Here is a 26167-nt window from a genome sequence, read left to right as displayed (position 1 = left end):
CGCTTCCGCCGATAACAAGGCATGCTTCCAGTCGGCATGCCCATTCTCCGAGCGCCTTTGCGAAAAGGCGTTTTTTTGCTTTTCGGCTGCGGTCTGAAACGCTTGTTCTCATGTCATCCACTTCCTGTTATAATAGATAGAGTCTGTTTTTCTCTACATAGAGATAGATTTCATTGTACAGCTTTCATACAAGGAGAGTGCGCGATGCGGATTTTAGGGATCGACCCCGGCATCGCCATCGCGGGATTCGGGTTCATCGACAAGGACGGCATGAAGCTTACGCCGGTCCAATACGGCTCCATCGAGACGGAAGCCGGCACGCCTCACGAGGTGCGGCTCAAGCAAGTCTACGAGTCTGCTTCGGCTCTGATGGACAAATACAAGCCGGACTCCGTTGCTGTCGAGAAGCTGTTCTTCAACCGCAACGTGACGACGGCCTTCACGGTCGGCGAAGCCCGGGGCGTCATCATTCTTGCCGCCGCCCAGCGGGGGCTTCCCATATCGGAGTACACGCCGATGCAGGTCAAGCAGGCCGTCGTCGGCTACGGCAAGGCCGAGAAGCGCCAAGTGCAGGAGATGGTGCGGATGTTCCTTAAGCTGGCCAAGGTGCCCAAGCCCGACGACGTCGCCGATGCGCTTGCGGTTGCCGTCTGCCATGCCCATGCTTCCGGCATGATGTCCAAGATAAACGAGGTGCGCCGCAGATGATCGATTTTGTAAAAGGCCGTGTGGCCTATGTGGATACGGATTATATCGTCGTCGACGTTCGGGATGTCGGCTACCAGGTTTATACGCCCAACCCTTACGCGTTCGCCCGCGGGGAGGAGCCTGTCACCGTTTACTGCCACCACCATGTGCGCGAGGACGCGGCGCAGCTGTTCGGATTCCAGACGAGGGAGGAGCAGGCTCTGTTCCGCAAGCTGCTCGAGGTGTCCGGCATCGGGCCTAGGGTCGCGGTCGGGATTCTGGCCGGGGGCCGCCCGGAGGCGGTCATCTCGGCCATCCATCGCGAGGACTTGAGCTTCCTCATCAGGCTCCCCGGCATCGGCAAGAAGACGGCCCAGCGGATGATCCTTGATCTCAAGGACAAGCTGCAGATCACCTCGGCTTCCATCGAGCTCGCATGGGAAGCGGAGGCCGCGGGCGGGGCGGCAGTCGCCGCCGCAGGCGAGGACAGCTGGGGCGAAGCGAGGGAAGCCCTTGGAGCCCTCGGTTACACGGCGTCGGAGCTGGATCGCGCCTGGGCGGGCATGGGCGGCTCGCAGCAGCCCGGAGAGACCGTGGACGCGCTCATGAAGCGGGCGCTGCAGCAGCTGTTCAAGGGATAGCGGAAAGGGAGGTTTTGCATGGAAGACGATCGCATCATTTCCGCCAATCTGATGATGGAAGACCAGGCAGTCGAATACAGCCTCCGTCCGAGGTATCTGTCCGAATACATCGGCCAGTCCCAGGTGAAGGACAACCTCAAGGTATTCATCGAGGCGGCGAAGCTACGCAAGGAAGCTCTCGACCATGTGCTGCTGTACGGCCCGCCGGGACTCGGCAAGACGACTCTCTCGAACATCATCGCCAACGAGCTCGGCGTCAACCTGCGTACGACTTCCGGCCCGGCGATCGAGCGGCCGGGAGATCTGGCCGCCCTGCTCACGAACCTTCAGGAGGGCGACGTGCTGTTCATCGACGAGATCCACCGCTTGAACCGCTCCGTGGAGGAAGTGCTGTACCCGGCGATGGAGGATTTCTGCCTGGACATCATGATCGGCAAAGGTCCGAGCGCGCGCTCCGTGCGGCTTGACCTGCCTCCGTTCACGCTGATTGGAGCCACGACCCGCGCCGGGCTGCTCAGCGCCCCTCTGCGCGACCGCTTCGGAGTCGTCAGCAGGCTGGAGTTTTATGGGACGGACGAGCTGGCGTTCATCATTTCCCGCTCCGCCGAGATTCTGGAAGTCGGCATGGTCGGCGATGCGGCATCCGAGATCGCCCTCCGCTCGCGGGGGACGCCGCGGATCGCCAACCGGCTGCTCAAGCGGGTTCGCGATTTCGCGCAGGTGCGCGGAAACGGCATCATTACCGACGAGCTCGCCAAGCAGGCGCTGTCGCTGATCGCCGTCGATCCGCTCGGACTCGACCGGATCGACCACAAGATGCTGCAGGCGATGATCGCCAACTACCGCGGCGGTCCTGTCGGCCTCGATACGATCGCAGCGACGATCGGCGAGGAAAGCCAGACGATCGAGGATGTGTACGAGCCGTATCTCATGCAGATCGGCTTCCTGCAGCGCACCCCGCGGGGCCGCATCGTCACTCCGCTTGCCTATCGCCATCTGGGCTTGCCCGTTCCGGAATAAAGGCTGCGGCATACATGCCCGCATGGCCAATGGGAGGATCCGCCGATGAAGGAGCAACGGTCCGGCGCCGCTGAAGACAGCGCATTGACCGTCATCTACGACGGCCAATGCAACCTCTGCCTCGCCTCGGTCGACAGGCTGGGCCGCCTGGGTTCGAGGGCGGAGCTGACGTTTGTGCCGCTGCAGAATCTGGACCGGCTCCAGGGCCGGGCCGCCGAGCGGGTTCTGGACGTCGGCGAGGAAGCGCTGAGGGACAGGATGCATGTCGTTGACGGCGCAGGGCGCTTGTATGCGGGCAGCGACGCCGTCGTGCGCATCCTGCGCACGGTTCCAGGCTTCGGGCCGGCAGGATGGCTGTACCGGCTGCCGGGCATGAGCCGCCTTGGAGATTGGATCTACCGCTATATCGCCGAGCGCCGCTATGACTGGTTCGGCAAGGCGGATGAAGCCTGTTCCCCGGACGAATGCCGAGTTCCCCCTGGAGACATGACCGACAAAACCCTGTAAGGTGCCCGCCTGCGCGCCGGCCCATCGCCGAGAGCTTGCGGAGCACACGGAAGGAGAGAACCATGGACAGACCGATAGCCCGAATTCTCCCCAAAGGACTGCTGGCAGCCGCCGTTCTGGGCGGCTGCCTCTACTTGCCTCCCAAGGCGGAAGCGGACGGGATCGAGATCATGGACACGATCCGCGTCGGCTTGTTCATCACCGTGCCGAACAAATATACGCTCTCGATTCCTGCGGCGACATTCAGCTCCGACGGCGGGCTCGCCGTCGGAGTCAGCCAGGGGGGCGCTCCCAAGCCGCTGACTGCCGTTGTCGGCGGCGCGACCGCCAGGGTAGCCGTAGAGAGCTACTCCGTCCTTCTGGGAGAGAACAGCTCCTTCACGGCCGCGCTTGCCGTATTCAAAGCCGTGCAGGCAGCCGGAGGAAACGCCGTGCTGGAGGCGGTAGACCGCGGAGGAAGCACTTCCTACCAAGTGTCGGAAGGCTCCTACTCTTCTGCAGCTGCGGCTGGGACCGCTCTTGCCAAATGGAACGCGAACGCGACGGTGAAGGCATTCGGCGGCGGCGCTTCCGTGCGCGGACCGCTTCACCTGGAGACGGCCGCGTATGCGACCGAGCAGGAGGCGCGGCTCGCGATGGCTTCGTTCAGCGCTTCCGGAACGGATACTTTCCTTGCCTTGCGCCCATCGGATTCCGGAGCCCGTTATTCCGTCATGGTGGGAGCTGCGGCGGACAGCGCTTCGCTGGAAGCCGTGAAGCTCAAGCTGGCCGGAATCGCGGAGGCGGCCGGGCTGAAGCAGGCTGCGGCGGGCGATTATCTGCTGCAGCGGAGGGATTTGTCCGTCAGCCAGAAGGAAGGGGCATCGAGCATGCTGCTGACCTTCCCGGCGGGCACGAAGGCTGTCGTGCAGCCGTCCTCGACCCAAGGAGTGAAACTTGCCGAGCGCTACGCCCGTACATACAGAGGCCAGTTCGAGTTAAGCAGCTACAACAACGCTCTTGCCGTCATCAACGAGCTTCCGTTCGAGCAGTATCTGTATTCCGTCGTCGGCGGGGAAATGCCCGGCTCCTGGCCGATCGAGGCGCTCAAGGCGCAAGCCGTGGCCGCCCGCTCCTACGCCGTCTATCAGGGGACCGGCTTCGGCATCGCCCAGGTCGTCGACACGACGCTCAGCCAGGCGTACAACGGCGTCGCCTCCGAGAAGGCCGCTACCATCAAGGCGGTCGACGATACGAAGGGGCTGGTCATGCTCAGCGGGGGCAAGCCTGTCGAGGCGGTATTCTCGTCCAGCGCCGGAGGTTATACAGCGGATCCATCCGAAGTATGGGGAAGCCAGGTGCCGTATCTGGCTCCGGTCCAAAGCCCGGACGATGCTTCCGAGAACGGCCTTTATAAATGGTACCGGGTCATGGCTCCGAGCGGCGGCACCGGTTTCATCCGGTCCGACACGGCTGATCTGACCGGAGAGAAGAACGCTGCCGGGGCTGTCATCGCGCGCATCAAGTCCGCCGCTACCAATGTGAGGCCGCTGCCCCTAATCCAGGACGGCGTGAGTCCGGTGGACAAGCTGGACGCCGGGGCGAAGGTGACGGTGCTGGAGACGGTCGCGCAGTCCAATGAATTCAACTGGATGCGCGGCCCGTTCACCTCGGCCCAGCTGCTGGATTCCATGAAGGGCAAGACGACCTCGGCCGTATCCGGACCGATTCAGTCGCTGGAGGTCGCCTCGCGCGGACCTTCCGGACGGGTCATGCAGGTGAACGTGAACGGCAGAGCCGTTCCGGTCAAGTATCCGGACTCCCTGCGGACCGTGATGGGCAGCTTGCCGAGCACGAGGTTCGCCATCGAGCCGGCCGGGCAGGTGTCGCTTCTCGGCGCCGGCGGCGCCTCGGCGGTCAAGGAAACGGGAGCGGCTGTCCAAGTGCTCGGAGCCGGCGGAGCCAAAGCATCGCCCTCGGACGGAGCGGGTCTGACGGTCATGAGCGCCTCCGGCGCCATCCGGCCCGTCTCCGCGTCGCAGACGTGGCTCATCCGGGGCACCGGCAACGGGCACGGCCTCGGAATGTCGCAATACGGCGCCAAGAGCCTGGCTGATTCCGGGTATGATTACCAACGCATTCTGAAATACTACTACAAAGAGATTGAACTCGCTAAGGACGGAAGCTGAAGCCATGAACGTAGAAGATTATGATTTTCACCTGCCGGACGAGCTGATCGCCCAGACCCCTTTGACGGACCGGACCTCCTCGCGCCTGCTTACTCTGGACAAGCGCTCGGGAGAGATCGCCCATCATCGGTTCACGGATCTCAAGCAGTATTTGCGCGAGGGAGACACGCTGGTCATCAACGATAGCCGCGTGCTTCCCGCCCGCCTGCTCGGCGTCAAGGAGGATACCGGAGCGAAGGCGGAGCTGCTGCTGCTCCGCCAGCTGGAAGGCGATGCCTGGGAGACGCTGGCGAAGCCGGCCAAGAAGCTGAAGGCCGGCACGGTCATCGCTTTCGGCGCCGGCGAAGGCGGCGAGCCGCTGCTGCGCGCGGTCGTGGAAAGCGAAGGCGATATGGGCGGACGCATCGTCCGCTTCAAATACAGCGGAATATTTCAGGAGCTGCTGGACAGACTGGGCGAGATGCCGCTGCCGCCGTATATCAAGGAGCGCCTGGACGACCGTGAGCGGTATCAGACCGTCTATTCCCGCCAAGCGGGATCCGCAGCCGCTCCGACTGCGGGGCTTCATTTCACGAAGCAGTTCCTCCAGGAGCTGCGGGAGATGGGGGTCGGGATCGCTCCGCTGACGCTTCATGTCGGTCTCGGCACGTTCCGGCCGATGTCCACGGACACGATCGAGGAGCATGTGATGCACTCCGAGTATTACGAGCTCAGCGAGGAATCTGCCGCGATGATCCGCGCCGCCAAGGAACGCGGCGGCCGGATCGTGGCCGTCGGCACCACGTCGGCCCGCACGCTGGAGACAGCGGCGCAGCGGTATCCGGACGGGCTTCAGGCTTGCAGCGGCTGGACGGATATTTTCATTTATCCCGGTTATGAGTTCCGGGCAGTCGATGCCCTGCTGACGAATTTCCATCTGCCCAAGTCGACGCTGGTCATGCTGGTGAGCGCGCTTGCCGGGCGCGAGCATGTCCTGCGCGCCTATGCAGAGGCAGTCAACGAGAAGTACCGGTTTTTCAGCTTCGGCGACGCGATGTTTATCTACTAGGAATGGAAGAGTGAACTGTGGCTGTAACTTACGAACTGATCAAAGTATGCAAGCAATCCGGGGCGCGGCTCGGCCGCGTCCATACCCCTCACGGCGTCATTGAGACGCCGGCGTTCATGCCCGTCGGCACCCAGGCTACCGTCAAGACGATGAGCCCGGAAGAGCTGAAGGAGATGGACGCCCATATCATTCTCAGCAACACCTATCACCTGTGGCTCCGTCCTGGCCACGATCTGATCCGCAATGCCGGCGGCCTGCATAAGTTCATGAATTGGGACCGCCCGATTCTGACGGACAGCGGAGGCTTCCAGGTGTTCTCGCTGAGCAATATGCGCAAGATCACCGAGGAAGGCGTCGAATTCCGCTCCCATCTTAACGGCGACCGCTTGTTCCTGTCGCCGGAGAAGGCGATGGAGATCCAGAACTCGCTCGGCTCCGACATTATGATGGCATTCGACGAGTGCCCTCCGTATCCGGCCGAATACGAGTACATCAAAAACTCGCTGGAGAGGACATCCCGCTGGGCGGAGCGCTGCCTCAAAGCCCATGCCCGTCCGCAGGACCAAGGGCTGTTCGCTATCATCCAGGGAGGCATGCATGCCGATCTGCGCAAGCAGAGCGCGGCTGATTTGACTTCCATGGATTTCCCGGGGTATGCTATTGGTGGTTTGAGCGTCGGGGAACCGAAGCATCTCATGTATGAGGTGCTGGAGGAGACCATTCCGCTCCTGCCGACAGGCAAGCCGCGTTATTTGATGGGCGTCGGATCTCCCGACGCGCTTCTCGAAGGTGCGATCCGCGGAGTCGACATGTTCGACTGCGTGCTTCCGACCCGCATTGCCCGCAACGGCACGACGATGACGAGCGGCGGGCGGGTGAACATCCGCAACGCCAAGTACGCGGAGGATCTCGGACCGCTTGATCCGGAGTGCGGCTGCTACACCTGCCGCAATTATTCCCGCGCTTATCTGCGGCATCTCATCAAGGCCGACGAGACGTTCGGCATCAGGCTGACGACCTACCATAACCTGCATTTCCTGCTGGAGATGATGCGCGGTGTGCGCCAGGCGATCATGGAGGACAGGCTGCTTGATTTCCGGGACGAATTCTTCACCCAATACGGCCTGCATGACAACGACAAAGGGTTTTAACCAGAATCTCGTTCCGATATTGAAAGGGGTATACACATATGTATCTGGCTTCCGGTAGCGCCGGCGGTGGCGGCATGTCCATGCTGCTCATGTTCGGCCTCATGTTCGTCGTCTTCTACTTCCTTCTGATCCGTCCTCAGCAGAAGAAGCAAAAGCAGCGCAACGCCCTGCTCGGCTCGCTCAAGAAAGGCGACAAAATCGCCACCATCGGCGGCATGCACGGCACGATCGTGGAGCTGACGGACGACACGGTCGTTCTGCGGGTCAACGATACGACGCGAGTGACGTTCGAACGCAGCGCCATCGCATCCGTCCTGAACAGCGCTCCGGCTCCTGTCGAAGCCAAGACGGAAGAAAAGCTTGAAGTCAAAAGCGACAAAGTGGATCCTGAAGGCACGCTCTAAGCAGCAGCCCGACGTTCCAAAAACCCTTCGGAGAGCTGCTCTCCGAAGGGTTTTTTATGCGTTTCGATGCTTCTTCAGGGCTGCCGCGGCCAGCTGGCATACCCGATGCCGAAATGGCCCATGGACGCCTGGATATCCTCGTGAACGATATTTGGGGAGGTGAAAGGCTGACTCATTGGAGCAAGCCTCTCTGGGCATCTCCGCTGAAGGATGGGCTGGCCATGCAGCACGGAGTGCACGACACCCATTATATTACGGAACATCTCGCGATGCGGCTGCTGCTCCGCAGCGAATCGGGCCTCATCGCGGAAATAACCGACGGCGTCGATTACAAGTATCGGGGCAATCTGCCCTATAGCTTGTCCAAGATTTGGGGAATCCTTATGGCGGCAGGACTGGCCGAGGAATTCAAGCCTTATGGAATATGCGCGGTTTCGTTGACTCCTGGTATTTTGCGTTCGGAGGAGATGCTGGCGCCTTTCGGCGTGACGGAAACGAACTGGAGAGACGCCGGCGAGAAGGAATTTTCTTCAGTCGGAAACCCCGCTCTATGTAGGCAGGGCATTGGCCTGTCTGGCGGCCGACCCCGAGAAGGGAAGCTTGGCAGGAAGGCATCCAAGCTCATGGGAGCTGTCGGAACGATACGAATTCCTGGATGACGGAACGCGGCCTCATTGGGGCCGGCACGCACAAAAGCTGCTGAATCAGCCGTAAGTGCAAAAAAGGAGCCGCGAGGGCTCCTTTTTTGCGCTTTGCAGGAAGCTGGATTCAACGCCGGAAAGGGGGTCAGCGCGAAGGATGGACGGACGGGACCGGTTTGGCCAGCGATTTCAAATCCGCCAGCTTGTAGCCCATGTACACGGCGAAGGTCGCCAGGCAGAGGCCTCCGAGCATGTCGGTCAGCCAATGAATGCCCATATAGAAGATGGTGAAAATAATGATTGCTGCCGTCACGCCGGTCAGCCAAGCCCAGCGCTTGATGCCGGAACGGGCTCCCAGCAAGGCAAGCGTCACGGAAATGGAAGTATGAAGGCTCGGGAAACAGTTGTCCAGGCCGGACAAGCCGCGGTACACCGTTTCGAAAGCGGGAAAAGCCTCCAGCATATAGAAATGAACGTTTGGATTGAAGGCCCAAACTTCCTTGACGGGCATGAACAGGTAAAACGGGATCGCTATCAGGTAATTGAGCATGATCGCGTAGCAGGTCGCGGAGAACTGCCGTCCGGTTTTGTCGCGGTACATATAGACGCCGAGCGAGGCGACCAGCAGCGACTGGAAGACGACAACGTAGAAAAAGGCCAGCACCGGCGTCAGCCATGCGGCATGGAACAGCTGCTGGAATCCTTCCACGAAGCCGCCTTCGAGCCGCTGGACGAATGGCGTGAAGTCGGTCTGTTGCTTCATCTTGCTTTCGATGATCAGCTCGAGCTTGTTCATGAAGAGGATGGCGAGCAGCGAGCCGAACAGCAGCAAGTATCTGGGATTGACGGCTAGATTGCGAGCGAAGACGCCTGCGGCGCGCAGCGGATTGCGGCCGGTTCCGAAACTGATCAATACGGCGGACGTCAGCACCGTGTACAGCGTAATTTGATTCATCGATGTCAAGATTGCCACTATGGTTCCCCCTAAGCTTGCCCCTGATACACCGGAAGATGACTGTTCCAGATGATTACCAGTTCGATTACCGAGAACAAGTATAGCATACCCGAGACAAGTTTACACAGGGGGTCATTTCCGCAGATTGACGCCGATCATGCCACCGAATGCGCCTGCCAGAGCGACGATGAGGAAAAGGATGCCGGTTTTGGACGACATGCCTGCATCGGCTGCCAGAAAGCCGATAACGAGCACCAGAAGGCCGTAGACGAGGCCAAGCAGGCCGCCATGGTACCAGCCTTTGGCACCGCTGCGCTTGCCGGACGTGAAGCCTCCGCATAATGACGCGGTGCCGTGAATGCCAAGCGCCCAGGCGGGAAGCGAATCCTCGCTGAGATTTCCCGCGTACAGCATGAGCGACAGAAGCAAGGCTCCCAGAGCGAGCCATAAGCCGGAGTAAGCCAGCCCTCCTAGCATGGGGGAGCCGAAACGCACTTTTTGCACATTTTTAATCGGATTCATGCGGCAATCACCCTCCAGTGATGGTTTGGTATTCAGTTCACCATATGGTCAAGCCGCCGGAATTAGTACAGCCCTGCCGCCTGGAAGGACAAATCCTCGTTTCGCCTTTATTGCCAACATTTCATTGCGCCTTGCTGTGCATGGCTGTGGACAGGGGGGGCGACAATACCATCTGACGCTTATGATTGGGCCAAGGGGGCGAAAGCATGGAATATGGGTCGCTGCTGCTGCGGACCGTCCTTATTTATTTTGTCGTGTTCCTGATCATGAGATTGATGGGAAAGCGTGAAATCGGCAAATTGAGCGTGTTCGACCTCGTCATCTCGTTCATGATCGCCGAAATCGCGGTCCTTGTCATCGAGGATACGAAAAAACCGCTTATCGAGGGCATCGTTCCGATGGCCGTGCTGATGATCATCCAGGTGCTGATCGCTTATATCGGCATGAAAAACCGCAAGCTCCGGCTGCTGTTCGACGGCAAGCCCAGCGTTATTATCGCGGATGGCAAGCTCAATCAGAAGGAAATGAAGAAACAGCGCTACAATCTGGACGATCTCATGCTTCAGCTGAGGGAAAACCAGGTGGCGAGGGTGGCGGACGTGGAATTCGCGATTCTCGAGACGAGCGGCAAGCTGTCCGTCATCCCGAAGGAAAAACAGTCCCAGTCTTCCGGCCAGAGCCAGCAAGGACAACAAGGCCAGCAGAGCCAACAGGGTCAGAAGAACCAACAAAGCTGGCAGGGAAGCTCATCCGGCGGAGGACAAAAACAAGGAAAGCAAGAAAAGAACAATGAGCAGCAGGATTCATCGTCAAGCGCGATTACGTTTCCTTCTGCTTATCGGTTCGAAACGCTGCCGGTTCCACTCATTATGGATGGCAGAGTCATGGATCATAATCTGGAGAAGCTGGAGAAAAACCGTCTCTGGCTGAAGCAGCAGCTTCGCAAGAAAGGGCTCACGGAGTGGAATCAGGTGTTCTTCTGCACGATCGACCACAAAGGCGAGCTGTTCGTCGATGAGAACCGCCGAAACAAATAAAAACGGGCAGCTGAGTTGACGCAGCTGCCTGTTCGCTTTGTCTCCATTCCTGCCGCCCTTCAGCCGAACCAGCGCCGGATGCCCGGTATGCGGGACAAATCGTGCCTGTCGATAATTCCCATGGCTCCCATCAGGAATAAATAGACCGCAGCGCCGGCTGCGCACGAAATGATCAGATTGAGCCATTCGGCGGGCAGAGGACCTCTGCTCATCAGCCATCTGCAGGAGGCTCCCATGATGATCATGGCGCTTCCGACCTTGATGAAGTCTGGCAGCTTCATGCGGTATCCGGCGCAGCGCATGATGCTGATGCCGTGCAAGGCGGTGACGAGGATGATGTTGACGACGATTGCGATCACCGCGCCATAGATTCCGAGCTCGGGACGAGACGCGAGCTCGACGATGAGATACAGCTTCACGCAGGCGCCGACGGTCGTATTGAACAGAGCGGTTCCTGGTTTGTCCAGCGCCTGCAGGGCGGCCTGAAGCGGCCCTTGCAAGTAGATGAAGATTCCGGCGGGAGCGAGCAGGGCAAGCAGCGGGGCGATTTCCCCATGATTGTACATCAGCCGGCACAGCGGCTCCGCGAGCAGGCCCATGACGACGACAAAGGGAGCTCCGCTGACGAGAGCCAGGCGGAGAGACTGATGGAGACGCTTATGGATCGAGGCCATATCTCCTCTGGCCGCTGCGGCCGACAGGGATGGAATCAGAGACACCGACAGGGAGTAGGTAAGAGCCGTCGGCAGCAGAAGCAGCGGAATGATCATCCCTTGCAGGGCGCCGTATTGCGCGGTGGCGGCACCGGTTGCGATGCCCGCGGCGGCGAGGCTGCGGGCGGTCAGGATCGATTCCAGCAGGTAGGACAGGGAGCCGACAAGCCGGCTGCCCGTGACCGGTATGGAAAGGCGCAGCAGCCTTTTCAGCACGGGAACGCGCTCTTCGTATTTGGTGTCTTGGGAAAGGGGCGGAGCGCCGACAGGGGTGGCGGGGACAGCCGCAGCGGAATTGCCCTTGTCTTTCGCGGCATGCCAGAACAAGATCAGCAGGCCTGCGATCTCGCCGATGACGGTTCCCATCATCGCGCCAGCGGCTGCCCATTCGAGTCCGTAAGGGAGCAGAAGGAAAGCCAGCAGCAATTGCCCGGCGATCCGCAGCACCGTCTCCACCACCTGGGACTGGGCGGTCGGGATCATGTTCTGCTTGCCTTGGAAATAACCTCTGTATACGGACGATACCCCGATGATGAGCAGCATCGGCGCCATCATTACGAACGGCCGGTACACGCGGCTGTCGGTCAGGACGCGGGTCGTGATCCATTCGGCGCCGAGCAGCATCAGAGCCGTCATCGCAAGGGCAAGGACGATCGTCAGCAGCATGGCGGTGCGGAAAATCTGCTTGACGCGGTGGCCCTCCCCCTTGGAGTCGGCCTCCGCGATCCATTTGGCTACGGCCAGCGGGATGCCGCCTGTAATGAGAGTCAGCAGCACGCCCAGGAACGGGTAGCTGAGCTGGTAGATGCCGACCCCTTCGGCTCCGATGACTCGAGGAAGGGCGATGCGGGGGACGAAACCGAGAATCCGGTTGATGACGCCCGCCGCAAGCAGGATCATGGCTCCCTTGATAAAGGTTTGACTGGTTTGTTTGTTCGGCTTCGTCATAGGTTCCTTCCTCTTCCCTAACGGTGTTCATTGTGCCGGCCCGGCAAGGGGGGCGGGCACGTCCGTACAGCATGTTTATGCGGCATCCGGCACCCGGCATGTCTATGTTTTTTTGGGAAGAAGCCGGAACGAGGCAGGAATGCGGGCCTCTGCGTCGAATGGAATCAGTTCGACGGCTTGAGGCGGATAGTCAACAGGGGAGGCGAGTGGCCGCATGACGGAAAAGGAAATGAGCGAGGAAATCTTCGCCCTGTGCGAGAGCAAGGCGGAGGAGCTCCGCTGGATCGGCTACGAGCAGGTGACGGGGACCGATGTATGGGAGTGCGTTCAAGCCCGGTATATCAAGTCGGGTGAGCCGCTGCTGCACAAGCTCGTGAATGACATCTTGTCCCTTAAGGCGACCCAGCTCATGAACCATCTGACGATGAGCGCGTGGAAAGAAACCTGATTTTGACAAGGGTTTCTTTTTTTTGACTCAAATTTCCCGCATCGTTATAATAGAAACGATTGTGAACTTAAGGAGGAACATCAGGAATTATGAAACGGATGCTAGCATTCCTGATCATTGTCGTCGTCAGTTTCGGCGTCATTGGTTGGACAAGCCCCGCCCTCTTGGATAAGACCCGGTTAGGTCTGGACCTCAAGGGCGGATTCGAAATCCTCTACCAGGCCAAGCCTTTGAACGAAGGCAGCAAAGTGACGCGCGAATCGTTGACGGAGACGGCAAAAAGCCTCGAGAAGCGCGTCAACAAAGACGGCGTGTCCGAGCCTGAAGTCACGACGGAAGGCACGGACCGCATCCGCATCCGCATCGCGGGCATGGACGAAGCCAAGGAAGCCAAGCTGCGCGAGGACCTCGTCAAGCCTGCGAACCTGACCTTCCGCAGCGCCATCGGCTGCGCCAAGGACGCCGGCTACTGCAAGGTGGAACTGACAGGCAGCGACTTCAAGGAAGGCGGAGCGTCGATCCAGCAAGGCGATTTCGGCCAATACAAGATCAACATCAAGCTCAAGGATGCCGCCCAGTTCGCCAAGGTGACTTCCGAGGTAGCCAAGCTGGCCGTGACCGGCAACAACCAACTCGCCATTTATCTGGACGAGAACCAGCTTTCCGCTCCGAATGTGTCATCCGAGATCAACAGCAGCGACGCCGAGATTTCCGGCAACTACACTCGTGAAGAAGCAATGAATATCCGCGACACGATCAACCTCGGCGCCCTGCCGCTGAAGCTCGAAGTGAAATACACGCAATCCGTCGGCGCCTCGCTCGGCAAGCAGTCGCTCGACGACACGATTTTCGCCGGCCTGGTCGGCACAGTCTTCATCGTGCTCTTCATGCTCGTTTTCTACCGGGTGCCGGGCATTGCGGCCAGCGTATCCCTGATCATCTATACCTGGCTGCTGCTTGCGGCGCATATCGCGCTCAACGCGACGCTTACGCTTCCCGGCATCGCGGCCTTCATTCTCGGCATCGGCATCGCCGTCGACGCCAACATCCTGACGGCGGAGCGGATCAAGGAAGAGATTCGTTCCGGCAAGAGCCTGCTGAGCGCTTTCCGCGCCGGCTCCAAAACTTCCCTGCGCACGATCATCGACTCCCACGTCACGACGATCATCGCCGCCGGCGTGCTGTTCTTCATCGGTGTCGGATCCGTCAAAGGATTCGCCATCACGCTGCTTCTGAGCATCATCATCAGCCTGATCTCCAACGTAGTCGTTTCCCGCTACCTGCTCTGGCTGATGATCAAAAGCGGCAAATTCAACAAGCCGGGCTATTACGGCGTGAAGGAGAGTGAAATCCGTGCGCTCTAAGGAATCCCGGATCGATTTTGTCCATTACAGCAAGTATTTCTACATCTTCTCGATCGTCATCACGATCGCCGGCATCGTGGCGCTCGCGGCTCTGGGACTGAACTACGGCGTCGATTTCAAGTCGGGCTCCAGCGTGGACGTCAAGTCGACCAAGGACTTGTCCGCCCAGCGCCAGGAGATCGAATCCTATCTCCAAGCCGGAGAATTCGGCAAGCACAACGCCCCGACCTTCGGCGACAACCGGATGACGATCCGATTCGACGAAGTGCTCAGCCAGAGCAAGGAAGAGCAGCTCAAGTCGGATCTTAAAGCGAAGTTCGATCCCGGCTCTTCGGTCGAGGTCAACACGGTCGATGTCGAGATCGCCCGCGAGCTGCAGTGGAACGCGCTCAAGGCGATGCTGCTGGCTTGCATCGGCATCATCATCTATGTCGCCATCCGCTTTGAATGGCGCTTCGGCCTTGCGGCCGTCGTGGCTCTCGTCCACGATGCCTTCATCGTCATCAGCGTCTTCTCGATCTTCCGTCTGGAGGTCAACCTTCCGTTCATCGTCGCGATCCTGACGATCATCGGCTATTCCATCAACGATACGATCGTCATCTTCGACCGGATCCGCGAGAATTTGCGCTTCGCGAAGATCAAGACGTTCAAGGACTACATCAAGGTCGTCAACGACAGCGTCTGGCAGACGATGACGCGCTCCATCAACACGGCGCTTACCGTTCTGTTCGCCGCCTTGGCGCTGTTCATTTTCGGGAGCGAGTCGATCCGCCTGTTCTCGCTGGCGATGCTTGTAGGCTTGTTAAGCGGAGCGTACTCCTCGATCTTCATCGCGAGTCCGTTGTGGCTGCTCATGAAGAAGAATTCCAAGTCGAAGCCGGCTTCCGCAGGCAATCCGGCAGCTTCATAACGGGAGGCTGAAGCCATGGCCGACAAGCAACCGCAATCCGGCCTAGCTGCGGCCGGCCGGTGGAGGGAGACCGGGGTCCATATCGGGCTCGCCGTCATCAAGGGAACGACCGGCTCCCTTTTCGGCAGCTCCGTTCTGCTGTCCGATGCTTTCCGCTCCGCTTCGGACGCATGCTCCTCCTATGCGGCGCAAGTATCCGGCAAGAAGGACAGCCGCCGCAGCGGGGACAACGCGCAGCACTTGGGCAGGGAGCATACATTCGTTTATGTGTTCTCCATTTTTCTCATCGTCATCGGCCTGCAGATGGCCGTGCTCGCTCTCAACCGCATGATGGAGCCGCTTGACGGCTATCCGCAGCTTCCGGCTGCCTTCGTCATTCCGATCTGCCTTGCCTTGCGCCTTCTGTTCGTAAGAGGTCCCATTCCCGGATGGGAATGGGCAGTCTCGCTGACGGCGGCCGCCGGAGCTGCAGGCGCTTGGGCCGGAGGCGAGAGCGGATTGATCTGGATGACTTATCTGGATCCTGCCGCATCGGTCCTCATCGGGGCTTTCATCGTCTACAAGGGCTATCTTCTGTTTCTTGGAACCGGCAAAAAGAAGGAGACAGCTCCCGCAGACCATTCCGGTCTGGCCGAGGACATGACGGAGATCATCCAGAGAGTCGACGGCGTCGTGACGGTGGAAGCAGTCCAGCCGCATATGAGCGGGGGCAGGATATCCGCCGAGATCGTCATCAGCGTCAATCCCCGGATTTCCGTGCTCGAAGGAGCGGATATCGGGCGGCGGGTCAAGCAGCTTGTCCTCAAGCGGTTCATGCATATCCATGACGTTAAAATCTGCGTAGAGCCTTATAATCCCGGCTACCCGTACAAATCCAATCATGACCCCAATCAGGAGCATATGCCGACGCTGCTTCAGTAAGAGCCGGCTGGCCCGTCTTGGGCATAACGCTGCCGCCGCCTGCTGCGGGCTGATCCGGATCTTCCGGAACGGCCCGCAGCCGCAGAGGGCAGCGTTTCTCTGCTTGGATCGCGTTTGGGAATCAGCCGGTGACGGCAAGCGGCAGATAGGGACGCAAGCTTATACCGAAATGCAAGGATGGAGGCGGGAACAACGTGATCGGTTCCAAAACCCGCTGGAACATAAGAAAGCTGAATGAACAGGAAAACCAGGCTGCGCAATCGATTCAGGCTGCTCTTGGCCTGAATCCGCTGGCGGCGAGACTGCTCGTGCAAAGAGGGTGCATGTCGCCGGAAACGGCTCATGACTTCATGGGAGCGGGAATCGAGTCGATGCACGATCCCTATCTGCTCAAGGGAATGGAGGAAGCGGTCGCCCGCATCCGGAAGGCCGCGGCAGACGGGGAGAAAGTGCTTGTGTACGGGGATTATGACGCGGACGGGGTTTCTTCCACCGCATTGATGATCCTTCTGCTGCGCGAGCTGGGCATTCGCCATGACTATTATATTCCGCATCGCACCAGGGAAGGATATGGCATGAACATCCCGGCCGTGGACAAGGCTGCGGAAGAAGGATTCACGCTTATCGTCACGGTCGACAACGGAATCAGCGCCGTCGAGCCGATCGCGCATGCCCGCAAGCTGGGCTTGTCGGTCGTCGTCACGGATCATCATGAACCTCCCGACGTTCTTCCCGCTGCCGATGCCATCGTGAATCCCAAGCAGCCCGGCTGCGCTTATCCGTTCAAGGGACTGTGCGGCGCCGGAGTCGCATTCAAGCTCGCCCAGTGCCTGCTTGGCCGCATTCCCCTGGAATGGAGCGATATTGCCGCTCTGGGAACGATTGCGGACTTGATGCCACTGGCCGATGAGAACCGCATTATCGTTCGATCCGGCCTTCATGTCATCCGAACTTCGCCTCGCCCCGGATTCGCGGCTTTGGCCGAAGCGGGCGGCATCAAGACGGAGGCGGTCACGGCATCGGATATCGGCTTCCAGATGGGTCCGAGAGTCAACGCCGCCGGCCGGCTTGATCATGCGGCTCCGGCCGTCGTCCTTCTTGTCACGGATGATCGGGAGGAAGCCGAGGAAATCGCCTCGAGCCTGGACGAGCTCAATATCAAGCGCCGCGAGGTTGTCGCCGAAATCGCGAAGGAAGTGGAAGCCATGTGGCAGGAACGCTGCCGCCGGGCCGACGAGCAAGGCGCTCCCCATCCCGGAGTGATCGTGCTCGCCGGAGCGGGCTGGAATCCCGGCGTTGTCGGCATCGTGGCTTCCAAGCTGCTGGAGAAGCATTACCGTCCGACCGTGCTGCTCGGCCTTGACGAGCAATCGGGAATGTGCAAAGGATCGGCAAGGTCGATTCCGGGTTATGATCTGTTCGAGGCGCTGAGCTCCTGCAAGGAACTGATGGAGCATTACGGCGGCCATGCGGCCGCTGCGGGCATGACGCTTCATCGCACCAGGCTGGACGAGCTGGAAGAAGCCCTTTGCGCGCAAGCGGAGCTTCAGCTGCGTCCGGAGGATTACATTCCGGTCTGCGACATCGATCTGGTCTGTCCCATCGAGGAGGCGTCGATCGAGACCGCCGGCGAGCTGGCGCTGCTTGAGCCTTACGGCAGCGGCAATCCGGTGCCGAAGCTGCTGATCAGCGTGGCGGGCATCGGCGATGTCCGCCTGCTCGGCAAGGAGAAGACGCATCTCAAGCTCGCTCTAAGCAGCGGCCTCACCCCGGCGAAGCTGGATGCGATCGGATTCGGCATGGGAGAATTCGCCGATCCGCTTGCCGCTTCCTTGAGGGCGGACATCGTCGGGGAGTTGACGGTGAACGAATGGAACGGGAAGCGCAAGCCGCAGCTGATGATCCGCGATCTGAGGGTCAGAGAGCCGAGGGTGTACGACTTCAGAGGGACAAGGGATCCTGGCGGCCGCCTTGCTTCGATCATCGAGAGGCTCCGGCGGGAAAAGAGAACGGCCGTCATCGTGACGAGGGAAAGGCTCCATTCGGCCAGCGCTCGCGAGATCGCATCCGGCAGCGAAGGAAGCGGCAATTCCGGATGGATCCATTGCCTTCCCGAAGAAGTTCCGGAGGGAGGCTTCTCCTGCCAGGAAGTCATCCTTTATGGAAGTCCGTCATCCTGCGCCAGGCTGGAGAAAGCTCTTCGGCTCAGCAATGGGCTTGAGGCGCTGCATCTGCTCTACCCGGCTGATCCGAAAGGCTCCGCGGACTGGCTGGAGCGCGCGGGCATGGGCAGGCTGTACGCCTGGATCCGCAAGCTGTCTCCCCTGCCAGCCGGGCAGGCGGGACGGAGGCTGGCCGAGGCTGCGGGCTGCCCGCCGGAGAGAGCCTCTCTGGCATTGGAAGTATTTCATCAGCTGGGCTTCATCGAACGGCGCGACGAGGGCTGGACGGCCGCCGAAGCCCCGGCCCGCAGGGACCTCTCGGAATCCGCGCTTTACCTGGAGGCGCTGGAAGAAGAGAAGATCATGTCCAAGCTTTTCTCGGCAACAGAAGACATCAAATCCTGGATAGCCGGCTTGCCGGCATCAAGCTATCATACCGAACTACCCGCATAGGGAATAAAAGGAGCTCGACAAACATGAATTTCAAAGAATATATCCGCGTTATCGAAGATTTTCCTCAGCCTGGCATCCGCTTCAAGGACATCACGACGCTGCTGAACAACGGCGAAGTCTACCGTGCTGCGATCGATGAGCTCAAAAAAGCGGCCCACGGCAAAGAGATCGACCTGATCGCCGGTCCGGAGGCGCGCGGCTTCGTCGTCGGAGCTCCGCTAGCGATCGCTCTCGGAGTCGGCTTCGTGCCGATCCGCAAAAGCGGCAAGCTTCCGGGAGAGACCGTCGAGGCCGGCTATGATCTTGAATACGGCAAAGACACACTCGCCGTCCACAAGGATGCCATCAAGCCGGGACAGCGCGTGCTCATCGCCGACGATCTGCTCGCTACCGGCGGCACGATCGCGACGACGATCAACCTGATCGAGCAGCTGGGTGGCGAGGTCGTAGGAGCTTCGTTCCTGATCGAGCTCGGCTATTTGAACGGACGCGCCAAGCTTGGCGGCCTGGACGTCTTCTCTCTGATAAAATACTAAACGCTTCATTATTAATTATTTCTCAGGAAATAATGGCGGCCGGCAAACGGCCGTCTTTTTTTATCGATATAGACAGTTTTCGACCCCTTTAATAGCAGAATAAGGAATTTGAACCAATGTTTATGACGGCGCTCCAGGCCGCGGGTAGAGGGATGGCCTTATCGCTTCAAGTTCAGTTGACGCCGCCCGTATTGTAGGGGCATAATAGGAGTTAAACTTATTTTCATAGGTACTGGGACACGGTAAAAGTCGAACGATGACATTTGGATGGAAAGGGACGTTTCATGGGCATAGAGCAATTACTCGCTAAGGCGTCGACTTATATGAGGGACCAGGATCTGAACAGGATCCGGGAGGCCTATGAATTTGCCGATCAAGCCCATCACGGGCAGGTGCGCAAATCGGGAGAGCCCTATATTCTCCATCCGGTGGCCGTGGCGGAAATCCTGGTCAATATGGAGATGGACGTGACTTCCATCATAGCGGCGCTGCTGCATGACGTTGTGGAGGATACGACCGTCGAGGTGGAACAGGTCCGAGCGATATTCGGTGATACCTGCGCCATGCTTGTCGACGGCCTCACCAAGCTGGAAAAGATCAAATTCCGGTCCAAGGAAGAACAACAGAACGAGAACTACCGCAAGATGTTCGTGGCGATGGCTCAGGACATCCGCGTCATTCTCATCAAGCTAGCGGACCGGCTTCATAATATGCGCACGCTGAAATTCCAGTCGGAGGAAGCGCAGCGCCGCATCGCCTACGAGACGCTGGAGATTTTCTGTCCGATCGCCCACAGGCTCGGCATCTCCGCGATCAAGTGGGAGATGGAGGATATCGCCCTGCGCTATCTCAATCCGCAGCAATATTACCGGATCGCCAATCTGATGAAGAAAAAGCGTGCGGAGCGGGAGCAGTACATCGCTGTCGTCATCGGCCGGATTACGGAAAAGCTGGAGGAAATGGGCATCGACGGCGATATTTCTGGGCGCCCCAAGCATATTTACAGCATTTACCGCAAGATGACGATGCGCAACAAGCAGTTCAACGAAATCTATGATCTGATGGCGATCCGCATCATCGTGGACAACATCAAGGACTGCTACGCGACGCTCGGCATCATCCATACGCTGTGGAAGCCGATGCCCGGACGTTTCAAGGACTATGTCGCGATGCCCAAGGCCAACATGTACCAGTCCTTGCATACGACCGTCGTGGGACCGAACGGCGAGCCGACCGAGGTCCAGATCCGTACCTGGGAGATGCACCGCACGAGCGAGTACGGCGTCGCGGCCCACTGGGCCTACAAGGAAGGCTCCGCGGGACCGAGCGGCAATATCGAGGACAAGATGGGATGGTTCCGCGAAATCCTGGAACTGCAGAACGACGCCGAGGACGCCTCCGAGTTCATGGAGTCGCTCAAGATGGACTTCTTCTCGGACCTGGTGTTCGTGTTCACGCCAAAAGGCGAAGTGATCGAGCTGCCGGCCGGTTCTGTTCCGCTTGATTTTGCCTACCGGATCCATACGGAGGTCGGCAACCGGACGATCGGGGCCAAGGTGAACAGCCGGATCGTGCCGCTTGATTATAAGCTCAAGACCGGCGACATCGTGGAGATTCTGACCTCGAAGCATTCCTACGGCCCGAGCCAGGACTGGATCAAGATCGCGAAATCCTCGCATGCCCGGACGAAGATCAAAGCCTGGTTCAAAAAAGAGCGGCGCGAGGAGAACGTCATCAAAGGCCGCGATATGCTGGAGCGCGAGCTGAAGCGGCTCGGCCTTGAGCCATCCGCCTGGATGGCCGAGGACAAGCTTATGGAGGCCGCGTCCAAGTTCAGCTTCCATGATGTCGAGGACATGATGTCCGCGATCGGCTTCGGCGGCATCACCGCCGCGCAGATCTGCACCAAGCTGACCGAGAAGATGCGGCGGGAAGCCGAAGCCGCGCAGCTGATCGAGCTTACGAACGAGCCGACCGAGGTGAAGTCTCCGGGGACCCGCAAGAAGGCGGCGACCGGCGGCGTGACCGTCAAAGGCATCGACAACCTGCTCGTCCGCTTCGCCCGCTGCTGCAATCCGGTTCCCGGCGATGAAATCGTGGGCTATATTACACGCGGACGCGGAGTGTCCGTTCACCGGCAGGATTGTCCGAATCTTCCTGTCGAAGGCCAGGAGGACGACGCGGAGCGCGTCATCGAGGTCGAATGGGAAGAGTCGACGGAGTCGAACTACAGCGTCGATATCGAGATTACCGGCTACGACCATCGCGGCCTGCTCAACGAGGTGCTGCAAGCCGTAGCGGAGAGCAAGACGAATATATCCGCGGTTACCGGACGCACGGGCAAGAACAAGATGGTCATCATCCATATGACCATTCTGATCCGCAACATCGAGCATCTGCAGTCCGTCGTGGACAAGATCAAGCGCGTCAAGGACATCTACTCGGTGCAGCGCATCATGCAATAGGATAGAGGACGGTGGCTCATCGTGAAAGTCGTAGTTCAGCGCTGCTCCAGCGCATCGGTCTCCGTCGGGGGAGCTGTCGTCGGCAGCATCGGGCAGGGACTCATGCTGCTTGTCGGATTTGCCCATGAGGACAGCGAGGCGGACATTTCCTGGATGGCCGATAAAATCGCGAACCTGCGCATTTTCGAGGACGGGGACGGGAAGATGAACCTGAGCGTGCTCGACGCGGGCGGCGCCTTGCTTTCGGTGTCCCAGTTCACCCTATACGGCGATTGCCGCAAGGGACGGCGTCCCAACTTCATGTCCGCAGCCCGGCCGGAGCATGCGGAGCCGCTCTACGAAGCGTTCAATGGAGCGCTGCAAGCGCTCGGGCTCCAGGTGGAGACGGGCCGTTTCGGGGCTATGATGGATGTATCCCTCGTCAACGACGGACCGGTCACGCTCCTATTGGACAGCCGGGAATAATCCCTGATTCCGGACTAACGAAGCCGTTATGGGGCAACACTACTTACCGGACACCTCGACAGACGCTTCATAAGCGATTTGACGGAGAGAAAGGAAGTGGCCGCCATGCGGCAGGGACGCAAAATGCAGATGCTAAGCCGCGCTTCCAGCCGGATCCTGCAAGCGGACAGGCGGGAAGCGCTGCTGCTGGATGATCTGGAGGAAGACCTGGAGTTCGCGGAAGATTGGGCAGGGGGCGGAGCGGCGCCCAAAAAGGATGATCGGGAGGAAAGCTGACCTTTCATGCCGGCAGAGCATTTGTCATCCAATTGTAATCTGGGCAACATCATCGCTTAACACAGCCGGGCTATACTTGATCTCGACCCCCTTTTTAATATGGCAAGACTTCAGAGCCCGCTTGCCGGGCTCTTTTTTTTGTTCCGACGGAGAGAGCGGCTTGACTTGATCCCTTTACAGCGTTAGAATGAATCTCAATTGAAACCAACCTTTGATGATGGGAAGAAGTACTCTGCGCGCACGTATTCAGAGAGGGACGCCGTTACGGCTGCAAGCGTCCTTATGGTGGCGGGAGGAATGACATCCCGGAGAACATCCGGCGAAGAAGGCTTTTGAGCGCATGACGGCGCAGCCTTTGCGTAGACGGCATGCGTGTGACGGGCGTTAACCGTTCTTTGAAGCGGATGGACCGGCCTTGGGCCTTATATCCGGAATCAGGGTGGCACCACGGGAGATCGAGCTCTCGTCCCTGACGACCTTATGGGGTCGTCAGCGGACGAGAGCTTTTTTTGTCGATGAAGATAGGTTGGGATGCGATGATGCTGAGCCAAAGCAAGGAGGGGCGGTTATGGGATTTCAAAAAATGCCGGGCACGCAGGATCTGCTGCCCGGACAAGTCGAGAGATGGCAGTTCGTCGAAAGCAAGGCGAGGGAAATATGCCGCAGATTCAACTTCCGTGAAATCCGCACGCCGATGTTCGAGTCGACGGACTTGTTCCGGCGCGGCGTCGGGGAGACGACGGACATTGTCGAGAAGGAAATGTACACGTTCGAGGACCGCGGCGGGCGCAGCCTGACGCTGCGTCCGGAAGGAACCGCCGGCGTCGTGCGCGCCTATGTCGAAAACAAGCTCTACGGCGAGCCTGATCTGACGAAGCTGTATTACGTCGGACCGATGTTCCGCTATGAGCGCCAGCAGGCCGGACGCTACCGCCAGTTCCACCAATTCGGCGTGGAAGCGCTCGGGTCGGTCGATCCGGCGCTCGATGCGGAGATCATCGCGCTCGGATATACCTTCTATACGGAGGTCGGCCTGAGAGACGTGCGCGTGGAGATCAACTCGGTCGGGACGCCCGAGGTGCGCGCGGCGTTCCGCGGCAAGCTGCTGGAGTTCCTGGAGCCCAAGCGCAGCGTTCTGTGCAAGGACTGCCAGTCCCGCATGGACCGCAATCCGCTGCGGGTGCTGGACTGCAAGCATGACCAGCATCACTTCGAAGGCGCACCGTCGATTCTGGACAGCCTGGACGAAGCCAGCAGTCAGCATTTCGAGAAGGTGAAGCAGCATCTGAGCGATATGGACATCCCGTATGACATCAACTCCCGGCTCGTCCGCGGACTTGATTATTACACGAATACCGCCTTCGAGTTCAAGGCGGAGGGAATCGGCGCCATCGACACGATCGGCGGCGGAGGCCGCTACAACGGCCTCGTCGGCGAAATCGGCGGGCCGGACCAGCCCGGCGTCGGATTCGGCCTCGGCATCGAGCGCACCGTCATGATTCTGGAGCACCAGCAGGGAGGCGAGGCGGCCAAGCCGCGCATCGACGTGTATCTGGTCGCTCTCGGCGAAGCGGCGGAGCGCGAGACGGCCAAGCAGCTTCAGCTGCTTCGCAAAGCCGGCTTGTCCGCGGAGCGCGATTATCAGGGACGCAAGATGAAGGCGCAGATGAAGTCGGCCGACCGTTACGCCGCGCGTTATACGGCGATCCTGGGCGACGACGAGCTGGCAGCCGGCCAGATTTCCCTCAAGGAGATGGATACCGGCGAGCAGCGCATGGTTCCTCTCGCAAGCCTGGCTTCCGAAATCAAAGGCTGATCCGCATTCGGAATCCAAGTATTGACCACCCGTGCCAACCATCCGAAGGAGTGACAGAAATGAGCGAACAAGCTTATCAATGCGGACGGCTGACCAAAGCCGACGTAGGCAAAACCGTTGAACTGAAAGGATGGGTGCAGCGCCGTCGCGACCTCGGCGGCGTGCTGTTCATCGACCTGCGCGACCGCACGGGCATCGTGCAGATCGTCTTCAATCCGGCTTATTCGGGCGACGCGCTCGGCATCGCCGACCGCGCGCGCAGCGAGTACGTGCTCGCTGTGAAAGGAACCGTCGTTGAGCGCGACGCGGAAACTCGCAATCCGAATCTGGCCACCGGCGAGATCGAGGTCCGCATCACCGAGATCGAGATTCTCAATACCGCCAAAACGCCGCCGTTTCCGATCGAGGACGGCATCGAGGTCGACGAGCCTCTCCGCCTGAAGTACCGTTACCTGGACCTGCGCCGTCCGGAAATGCAGCGCACGCTGCTCCTCCGTTCCAAGGCGTCCAAAATCTTCCGCGACTTCCTCGACGGAGAGGAATTCGTCGAAGTGGAAACGCCGATCCTCACCAAGAGCACGCCGGAGGGAGCACGCGATTATCTCGTGCCGAGCCGCGTGCATCCGGAGGAGTTCTACGCTCTGCCGCAATCGCCGCAGCTCTTCAAGCAGCTGCTCATGGTCGGCGGCGTAGAGCGCTACTACCAGATCGCGCGCTGCTTCCGCGATGAGGATCTTCGCGCCGACCGCCAGCCGGAATTCACCCAGGTCGACATCGAGACTTCCTTCCTGGCACAGGACCAGCTGCTCGCGATGATGGAGAAGCTGGCTCAGCGCTTGTTCAAGGAAACGGTAGGCGCCGACATAACAGCGCCGTTCCAGCGCATCACCTATGCGGATGCCATGGACAAATACGGCTCCGACAAGCCGGATCTGCGCTTCGGTCTGGAAATCGAAGATATCACGGACATCGTGAAGGGCAGCGACGTGAAGGTATTCGCGAGCGTGGCTGCTTCCGGCGGCGTCGTGCGAGTGCTGAACGCCAAAGGCTGCGCAGGATGGAGCCGCAAGGAGCTTGACGACCTGCAGCCGTTCGCGGCCCGCTACGGCGGCAAGGGGCTTGCCTGGATTACAGTGAAGGAAGGCGAATGGCGCGGTCCGATCGTGAAATTCCTCAAGCCGGAGGAGATCCAGGCTCTGACCGAGCGTCTCGGCGTTGCAGAAGGCGATCTGCTGATGTTCTCCGCCGACAAGAAGAAGATCGTTGCCGACGTTCTCGGCAACCTGAGACTGAAGGTCGGACGCCAGCTGAACCTGATCGACGATTCCGTCTTCAAGTTCGCCTGGGTCGTGGACTTCCCGCTGCTCGGCTGGGATGAGGAAGCGAAGCGTTATGTCGCCGAGCATCATCCGTTCACCCGTCCGAAGGATGAGGATCTGCATCTGTTCGATACGGATCCTGGAGCGATCCGCGCTCAAGCCTACGATCTGGTGCTCAACGGATACGAAGTCGGCGGCGGCTCGATGCGGATCTACAAGCGGGATATCCAGGAGAAGATGTTCACGGCGCTCGGCTTCAGCATGGAGCAAGCGCATGAACAGTTCGGCTTCCTGCTTGACGCTTTTGAATACGGCACGCCTCCGCATGGCGGCATCGCTTTCGGCCTGGACCGCTTGATCATGCTGCTGGCCGGCCGCACCAACCTGCGCGAGACGATCGCCTTCCCGAAAACGGCGAGCGCGACCGACCTGCTGACGGCGGCTCCGTCTCCGGTGGATATCGCCCAGCTTCAGCAGCTGCATATCCGCACGGTTGCGAAAGCGGGCTCGAAGCCGGCTCAGGGAGTAGCGCCAGCCCCGGCCCCGGCCGTTCAATCGTAGTCGAGAGCTCTCTGCAAATTACAGGCATG

Annotated in this window: 24 protein-coding genes; 21 read left to right on the top strand and 3 right to left on the bottom strand. The window is 59.7% G+C overall.

The genetic code is table 11. The annotated features are described in order from the left end of the window. The first annotated feature begins 204 nt into the window (after positions 1-204). The 9 genes from ruvC (at position 205) to ACLBWT_RS17630 (ending at position 8285) form a co-directional block, all read left to right on the top strand. A complete protein-coding gene (ruvC, locus tag ACLBWT_RS17670; RefSeq protein ID WP_076354323.1) occupies positions 205-708 on the top strand; it encodes a crossover junction endodeoxyribonuclease RuvC in 504 nt (167 codons plus the stop codon). Beyond that, entirely contained in the window at positions 705-1328 is a 624-nt protein-coding gene (gene ruvA / locus ACLBWT_RS17665; RefSeq protein ID WP_447664450.1) for a Holliday junction branch migration protein RuvA, read from the top strand. Before ruvC ends, ruvA begins: the two co-directional genes overlap by 4 nt. 18 nt (positions 1329-1346) lie before the next feature. After that, complete coding sequence (gene ruvB / locus ACLBWT_RS17660) at positions 1347-2348, top strand: Holliday junction branch migration DNA helicase RuvB (protein ID WP_076354327.1); 1002 nt, start codon at positions 1347-1349, stop codon at positions 2346-2348. 45 nt (positions 2349-2393) lie between these two features. Continuing rightward, positions 2394-2855, top strand: coding sequence for a thiol-disulfide oxidoreductase DCC family protein (locus ACLBWT_RS17655; protein ID WP_447664449.1), 462 nt, complete (start codon positions 2394-2396; stop codon positions 2853-2855). A 62-nt stretch (positions 2856-2917) separates the two neighbouring features. Further along, complete coding sequence (locus tag ACLBWT_RS17650) at positions 2918-5023, top strand: SpoIID/LytB domain-containing protein (protein WP_447664448.1); 2106 nt, start codon at positions 2918-2920, stop codon at positions 5021-5023. A 4-nt stretch (positions 5024-5027) separates the two neighbouring features. Further along, the gene (queA, locus tag ACLBWT_RS17645) at positions 5028-6071 is read left to right on the top strand and encodes a tRNA preQ1(34) S-adenosylmethionine ribosyltransferase-isomerase QueA (protein ID WP_447664447.1); all 1044 of its coding nucleotides are present in this window, start codon (positions 5028-5030) and stop codon (positions 6069-6071) included. A gap of 17 nt (positions 6072-6088) precedes the next feature. Continuing rightward, positions 6089-7222 carry a tRNA guanosine(34) transglycosylase Tgt gene (tgt, locus tag ACLBWT_RS17640; RefSeq protein ID WP_447664446.1) on the top strand — a complete coding sequence of 378 codons (1134 nt, stop codon included), beginning with the start codon at positions 6089-6091 and terminating at the stop codon, positions 7220-7222. A gap of 38 nt (positions 7223-7260) precedes the next feature. After that, a complete protein-coding gene (yajC, locus tag ACLBWT_RS17635; RefSeq protein WP_076354334.1) occupies positions 7261-7626 on the top strand; it encodes a preprotein translocase subunit YajC in 366 nt (121 codons plus the stop codon). Between the two features lie 221 nt (positions 7627-7847). Then, a complete protein-coding gene (locus ACLBWT_RS17630) occupies positions 7848-8285 on the top strand; it encodes a hypothetical protein (RefSeq protein ID WP_447664445.1) in 438 nt (145 codons plus the stop codon). 127 nt (positions 8286-8412) lie between these two features. Here ACLBWT_RS17630 and ACLBWT_RS17625 read toward each other — a convergent pair whose 3' ends face one another. Beyond that, complete coding sequence (locus ACLBWT_RS17625; RefSeq protein ID WP_447664444.1) at positions 8413-9240, bottom strand: phosphatase PAP2 family protein; 828 nt, start codon at positions 9238-9240, stop codon at positions 8413-8415. 114 nt (positions 9241-9354) lie between these two features. After that, positions 9355-9744: a TIGR04086 family membrane protein gene (locus ACLBWT_RS17620; protein ID WP_447664443.1), complete on the bottom strand. Its 390-nt coding sequence runs from the start codon at positions 9742-9744 to the stop codon at positions 9355-9357. Between the two features lie 206 nt (positions 9745-9950). Between ACLBWT_RS17620 and ACLBWT_RS17615 the strand changes: the two genes are divergently transcribed. After that, positions 9951-10781, top strand: coding sequence for a DUF421 domain-containing protein (locus ACLBWT_RS17615; protein ID WP_447664442.1), 831 nt, complete (start codon positions 9951-9953; stop codon positions 10779-10781). Positions 10782-10840: 59 nt separating this feature from the next. Here the strand turns inward: ACLBWT_RS17615 and spoVB are convergent, their stop codons facing one another. Beyond that, positions 10841-12442: a stage V sporulation protein B gene (spoVB, locus tag ACLBWT_RS17610; RefSeq protein WP_447664441.1), complete on the bottom strand. Its 1602-nt coding sequence runs from the start codon at positions 12440-12442 to the stop codon at positions 10841-10843. Positions 12443-12656: 214 nt separating this feature from the next. Here spoVB and ACLBWT_RS17605 point away from each other — a divergent pair, with 214 nt between their 5' ends. The 11 genes from ACLBWT_RS17605 (at position 12657) to aspS (ending at position 26138) form a co-directional block, all read left to right on the top strand. Continuing rightward, positions 12657-12890, top strand: coding sequence for a post-transcriptional regulator (locus ACLBWT_RS17605; protein ID WP_447664440.1), 234 nt, complete (start codon positions 12657-12659; stop codon positions 12888-12890). A gap of 89 nt (positions 12891-12979) precedes the next feature. Continuing rightward, positions 12980-14254: a protein translocase subunit SecD gene (gene secD, locus ACLBWT_RS17600; RefSeq protein WP_447664439.1), complete on the top strand. Its 1275-nt coding sequence runs from the start codon at positions 12980-12982 to the stop codon at positions 14252-14254. Continuing rightward, on the top strand, positions 14244-15164 hold the full coding sequence (secF, locus tag ACLBWT_RS17595) for a protein translocase subunit SecF (protein ID WP_447664438.1): 921 nt from the start codon (positions 14244-14246) through the stop codon (positions 15162-15164). The genes secD and secF overlap by 11 nt, the downstream gene beginning before the upstream one ends. A 15-nt stretch (positions 15165-15179) precedes the next feature. Next, complete coding sequence (locus ACLBWT_RS17590; RefSeq protein WP_447664437.1) at positions 15180-16085, top strand: cation diffusion facilitator family transporter; 906 nt, start codon at positions 15180-15182, stop codon at positions 16083-16085. Between the two features lie 194 nt (positions 16086-16279). After that, positions 16280-18700 carry a single-stranded-DNA-specific exonuclease RecJ gene (gene recJ, locus ACLBWT_RS17585; RefSeq protein WP_447664436.1) on the top strand — a complete coding sequence of 807 codons (2421 nt, stop codon included), beginning with the start codon at positions 16280-16282 and terminating at the stop codon, positions 18698-18700. 23 nt (positions 18701-18723) lie between these two features. After that, positions 18724-19236, top strand: coding sequence for an adenine phosphoribosyltransferase (locus ACLBWT_RS17580; RefSeq protein WP_447664435.1), 513 nt, complete (start codon positions 18724-18726; stop codon positions 19234-19236). Between the two features lie 284 nt (positions 19237-19520). Beyond that, on the top strand, positions 19521-21701 hold the full coding sequence (locus ACLBWT_RS17575; RefSeq protein WP_447664434.1) for a RelA/SpoT family protein: 2181 nt from the start codon (positions 19521-19523) through the stop codon (positions 21699-21701). A gap of 21 nt (positions 21702-21722) precedes the next feature. After that, entirely contained in the window at positions 21723-22166 is a 444-nt protein-coding gene (gene dtd, locus ACLBWT_RS17570) for a D-aminoacyl-tRNA deacylase (protein ID WP_447664433.1), read from the top strand. 105 nt (positions 22167-22271) lie between these two features. Next, positions 22272-22442 (top strand): hypothetical protein, encoded by a 171-nt coding sequence (locus tag ACLBWT_RS17565; RefSeq protein WP_447664432.1) that lies wholly within the window; start codon positions 22272-22274, stop codon positions 22440-22442. Positions 22443-23010: 568 nt separating this feature from the next. After that, positions 23011-24258 carry a histidine--tRNA ligase gene (gene hisS / locus ACLBWT_RS17560; protein WP_447664431.1) on the top strand — a complete coding sequence of 416 codons (1248 nt, stop codon included), beginning with the start codon at positions 23011-23013 and terminating at the stop codon, positions 24256-24258. A gap of 59 nt (positions 24259-24317) precedes the next feature. Continuing rightward, complete coding sequence (gene aspS / locus ACLBWT_RS17555) at positions 24318-26138, top strand: aspartate--tRNA ligase (protein WP_447664430.1); 1821 nt, start codon at positions 24318-24320, stop codon at positions 26136-26138. Positions 26139-26167: the final 29 nt, after the last annotated feature.

Source organism: Paenibacillus sp. D51F, from assembly GCF_053345695.1.
Note: the sequence above shows the minus strand (reverse complement) of the source record. Positions and strands in the feature narration are given on the sequence as shown.

What these genes read in the sequence shown, in the direction of transcription:
- ruvC (WP_076354323.1), top strand. Translation starts at nt 205, where the DNA reads ATGCGGATTTTAGGGATCGACCCCGGCATCGCCATCGCGGGATTCGGG.
- ruvA (WP_447664450.1), top strand. Translation starts at nt 705, where the DNA reads ATGATCGATTTTGTAAAAGGCCGTGTGGCCTATGTGGATACGGATTAT.
- ruvB (WP_076354327.1), top strand. Translation starts at nt 1,347, where the DNA reads ATGGAAGACGATCGCATCATTTCCGCCAATCTGATGATGGAAGACCAG.
- ACLBWT_RS17655 (WP_447664449.1), top strand. Translation starts at nt 2,394, where the DNA reads ATGAAGGAGCAACGGTCCGGCGCCGCTGAAGACAGCGCATTGACCGTC.
- ACLBWT_RS17650 (WP_447664448.1), top strand. Translation starts at nt 2,918, where the DNA reads ATGGACAGACCGATAGCCCGAATTCTCCCCAAAGGACTGCTGGCAGCC.
- queA (WP_447664447.1), top strand. Translation starts at nt 5,028, where the DNA reads ATGAACGTAGAAGATTATGATTTTCACCTGCCGGACGAGCTGATCGCC.
- yajC (WP_076354334.1), top strand. Translation starts at nt 7,261, where the DNA reads ATGTATCTGGCTTCCGGTAGCGCCGGCGGTGGCGGCATGTCCATGCTG.
- ACLBWT_RS17630 (WP_447664445.1), top strand. Translation starts at nt 7,848, where the DNA reads ATGCAGCACGGAGTGCACGACACCCATTATATTACGGAACATCTCGCG.
- ACLBWT_RS17620 (WP_447664443.1), bottom strand. Translation starts at nt 9,744, where the DNA reads ATGAATCCGATTAAAAATGTGCAAAAAGTGCGTTTCGGCTCCCCCATG.
- ACLBWT_RS17615 (WP_447664442.1), top strand. Translation starts at nt 9,951, where the DNA reads ATGGAATATGGGTCGCTGCTGCTGCGGACCGTCCTTATTTATTTTGTC.
- spoVB (WP_447664441.1), bottom strand. Translation starts at nt 12,442, where the DNA reads ATGACGAAGCCGAACAAACAAACCAGTCAAACCTTTATCAAGGGAGCC.
- ACLBWT_RS17605 (WP_447664440.1), top strand. Translation starts at nt 12,657, where the DNA reads ATGACGGAAAAGGAAATGAGCGAGGAAATCTTCGCCCTGTGCGAGAGC.
- secD (WP_447664439.1), top strand. Translation starts at nt 12,980, where the DNA reads ATGAAACGGATGCTAGCATTCCTGATCATTGTCGTCGTCAGTTTCGGC.
- ACLBWT_RS17590 (WP_447664437.1), top strand. Translation starts at nt 15,180, where the DNA reads ATGGCCGACAAGCAACCGCAATCCGGCCTAGCTGCGGCCGGCCGGTGG.
- ACLBWT_RS17580 (WP_447664435.1), top strand. Translation starts at nt 18,724, where the DNA reads ATGAATTTCAAAGAATATATCCGCGTTATCGAAGATTTTCCTCAGCCT.
- ACLBWT_RS17575 (WP_447664434.1), top strand. Translation starts at nt 19,521, where the DNA reads ATGGGCATAGAGCAATTACTCGCTAAGGCGTCGACTTATATGAGGGAC.
- ACLBWT_RS17565 (WP_447664432.1), top strand. Translation starts at nt 22,272, where the DNA reads ATGCGGCAGGGACGCAAAATGCAGATGCTAAGCCGCGCTTCCAGCCGG.
- hisS (WP_447664431.1), top strand. Translation starts at nt 23,011, where the DNA reads ATGGGATTTCAAAAAATGCCGGGCACGCAGGATCTGCTGCCCGGACAA.
- aspS (WP_447664430.1), top strand. Translation starts at nt 24,318, where the DNA reads ATGAGCGAACAAGCTTATCAATGCGGACGGCTGACCAAAGCCGACGTA.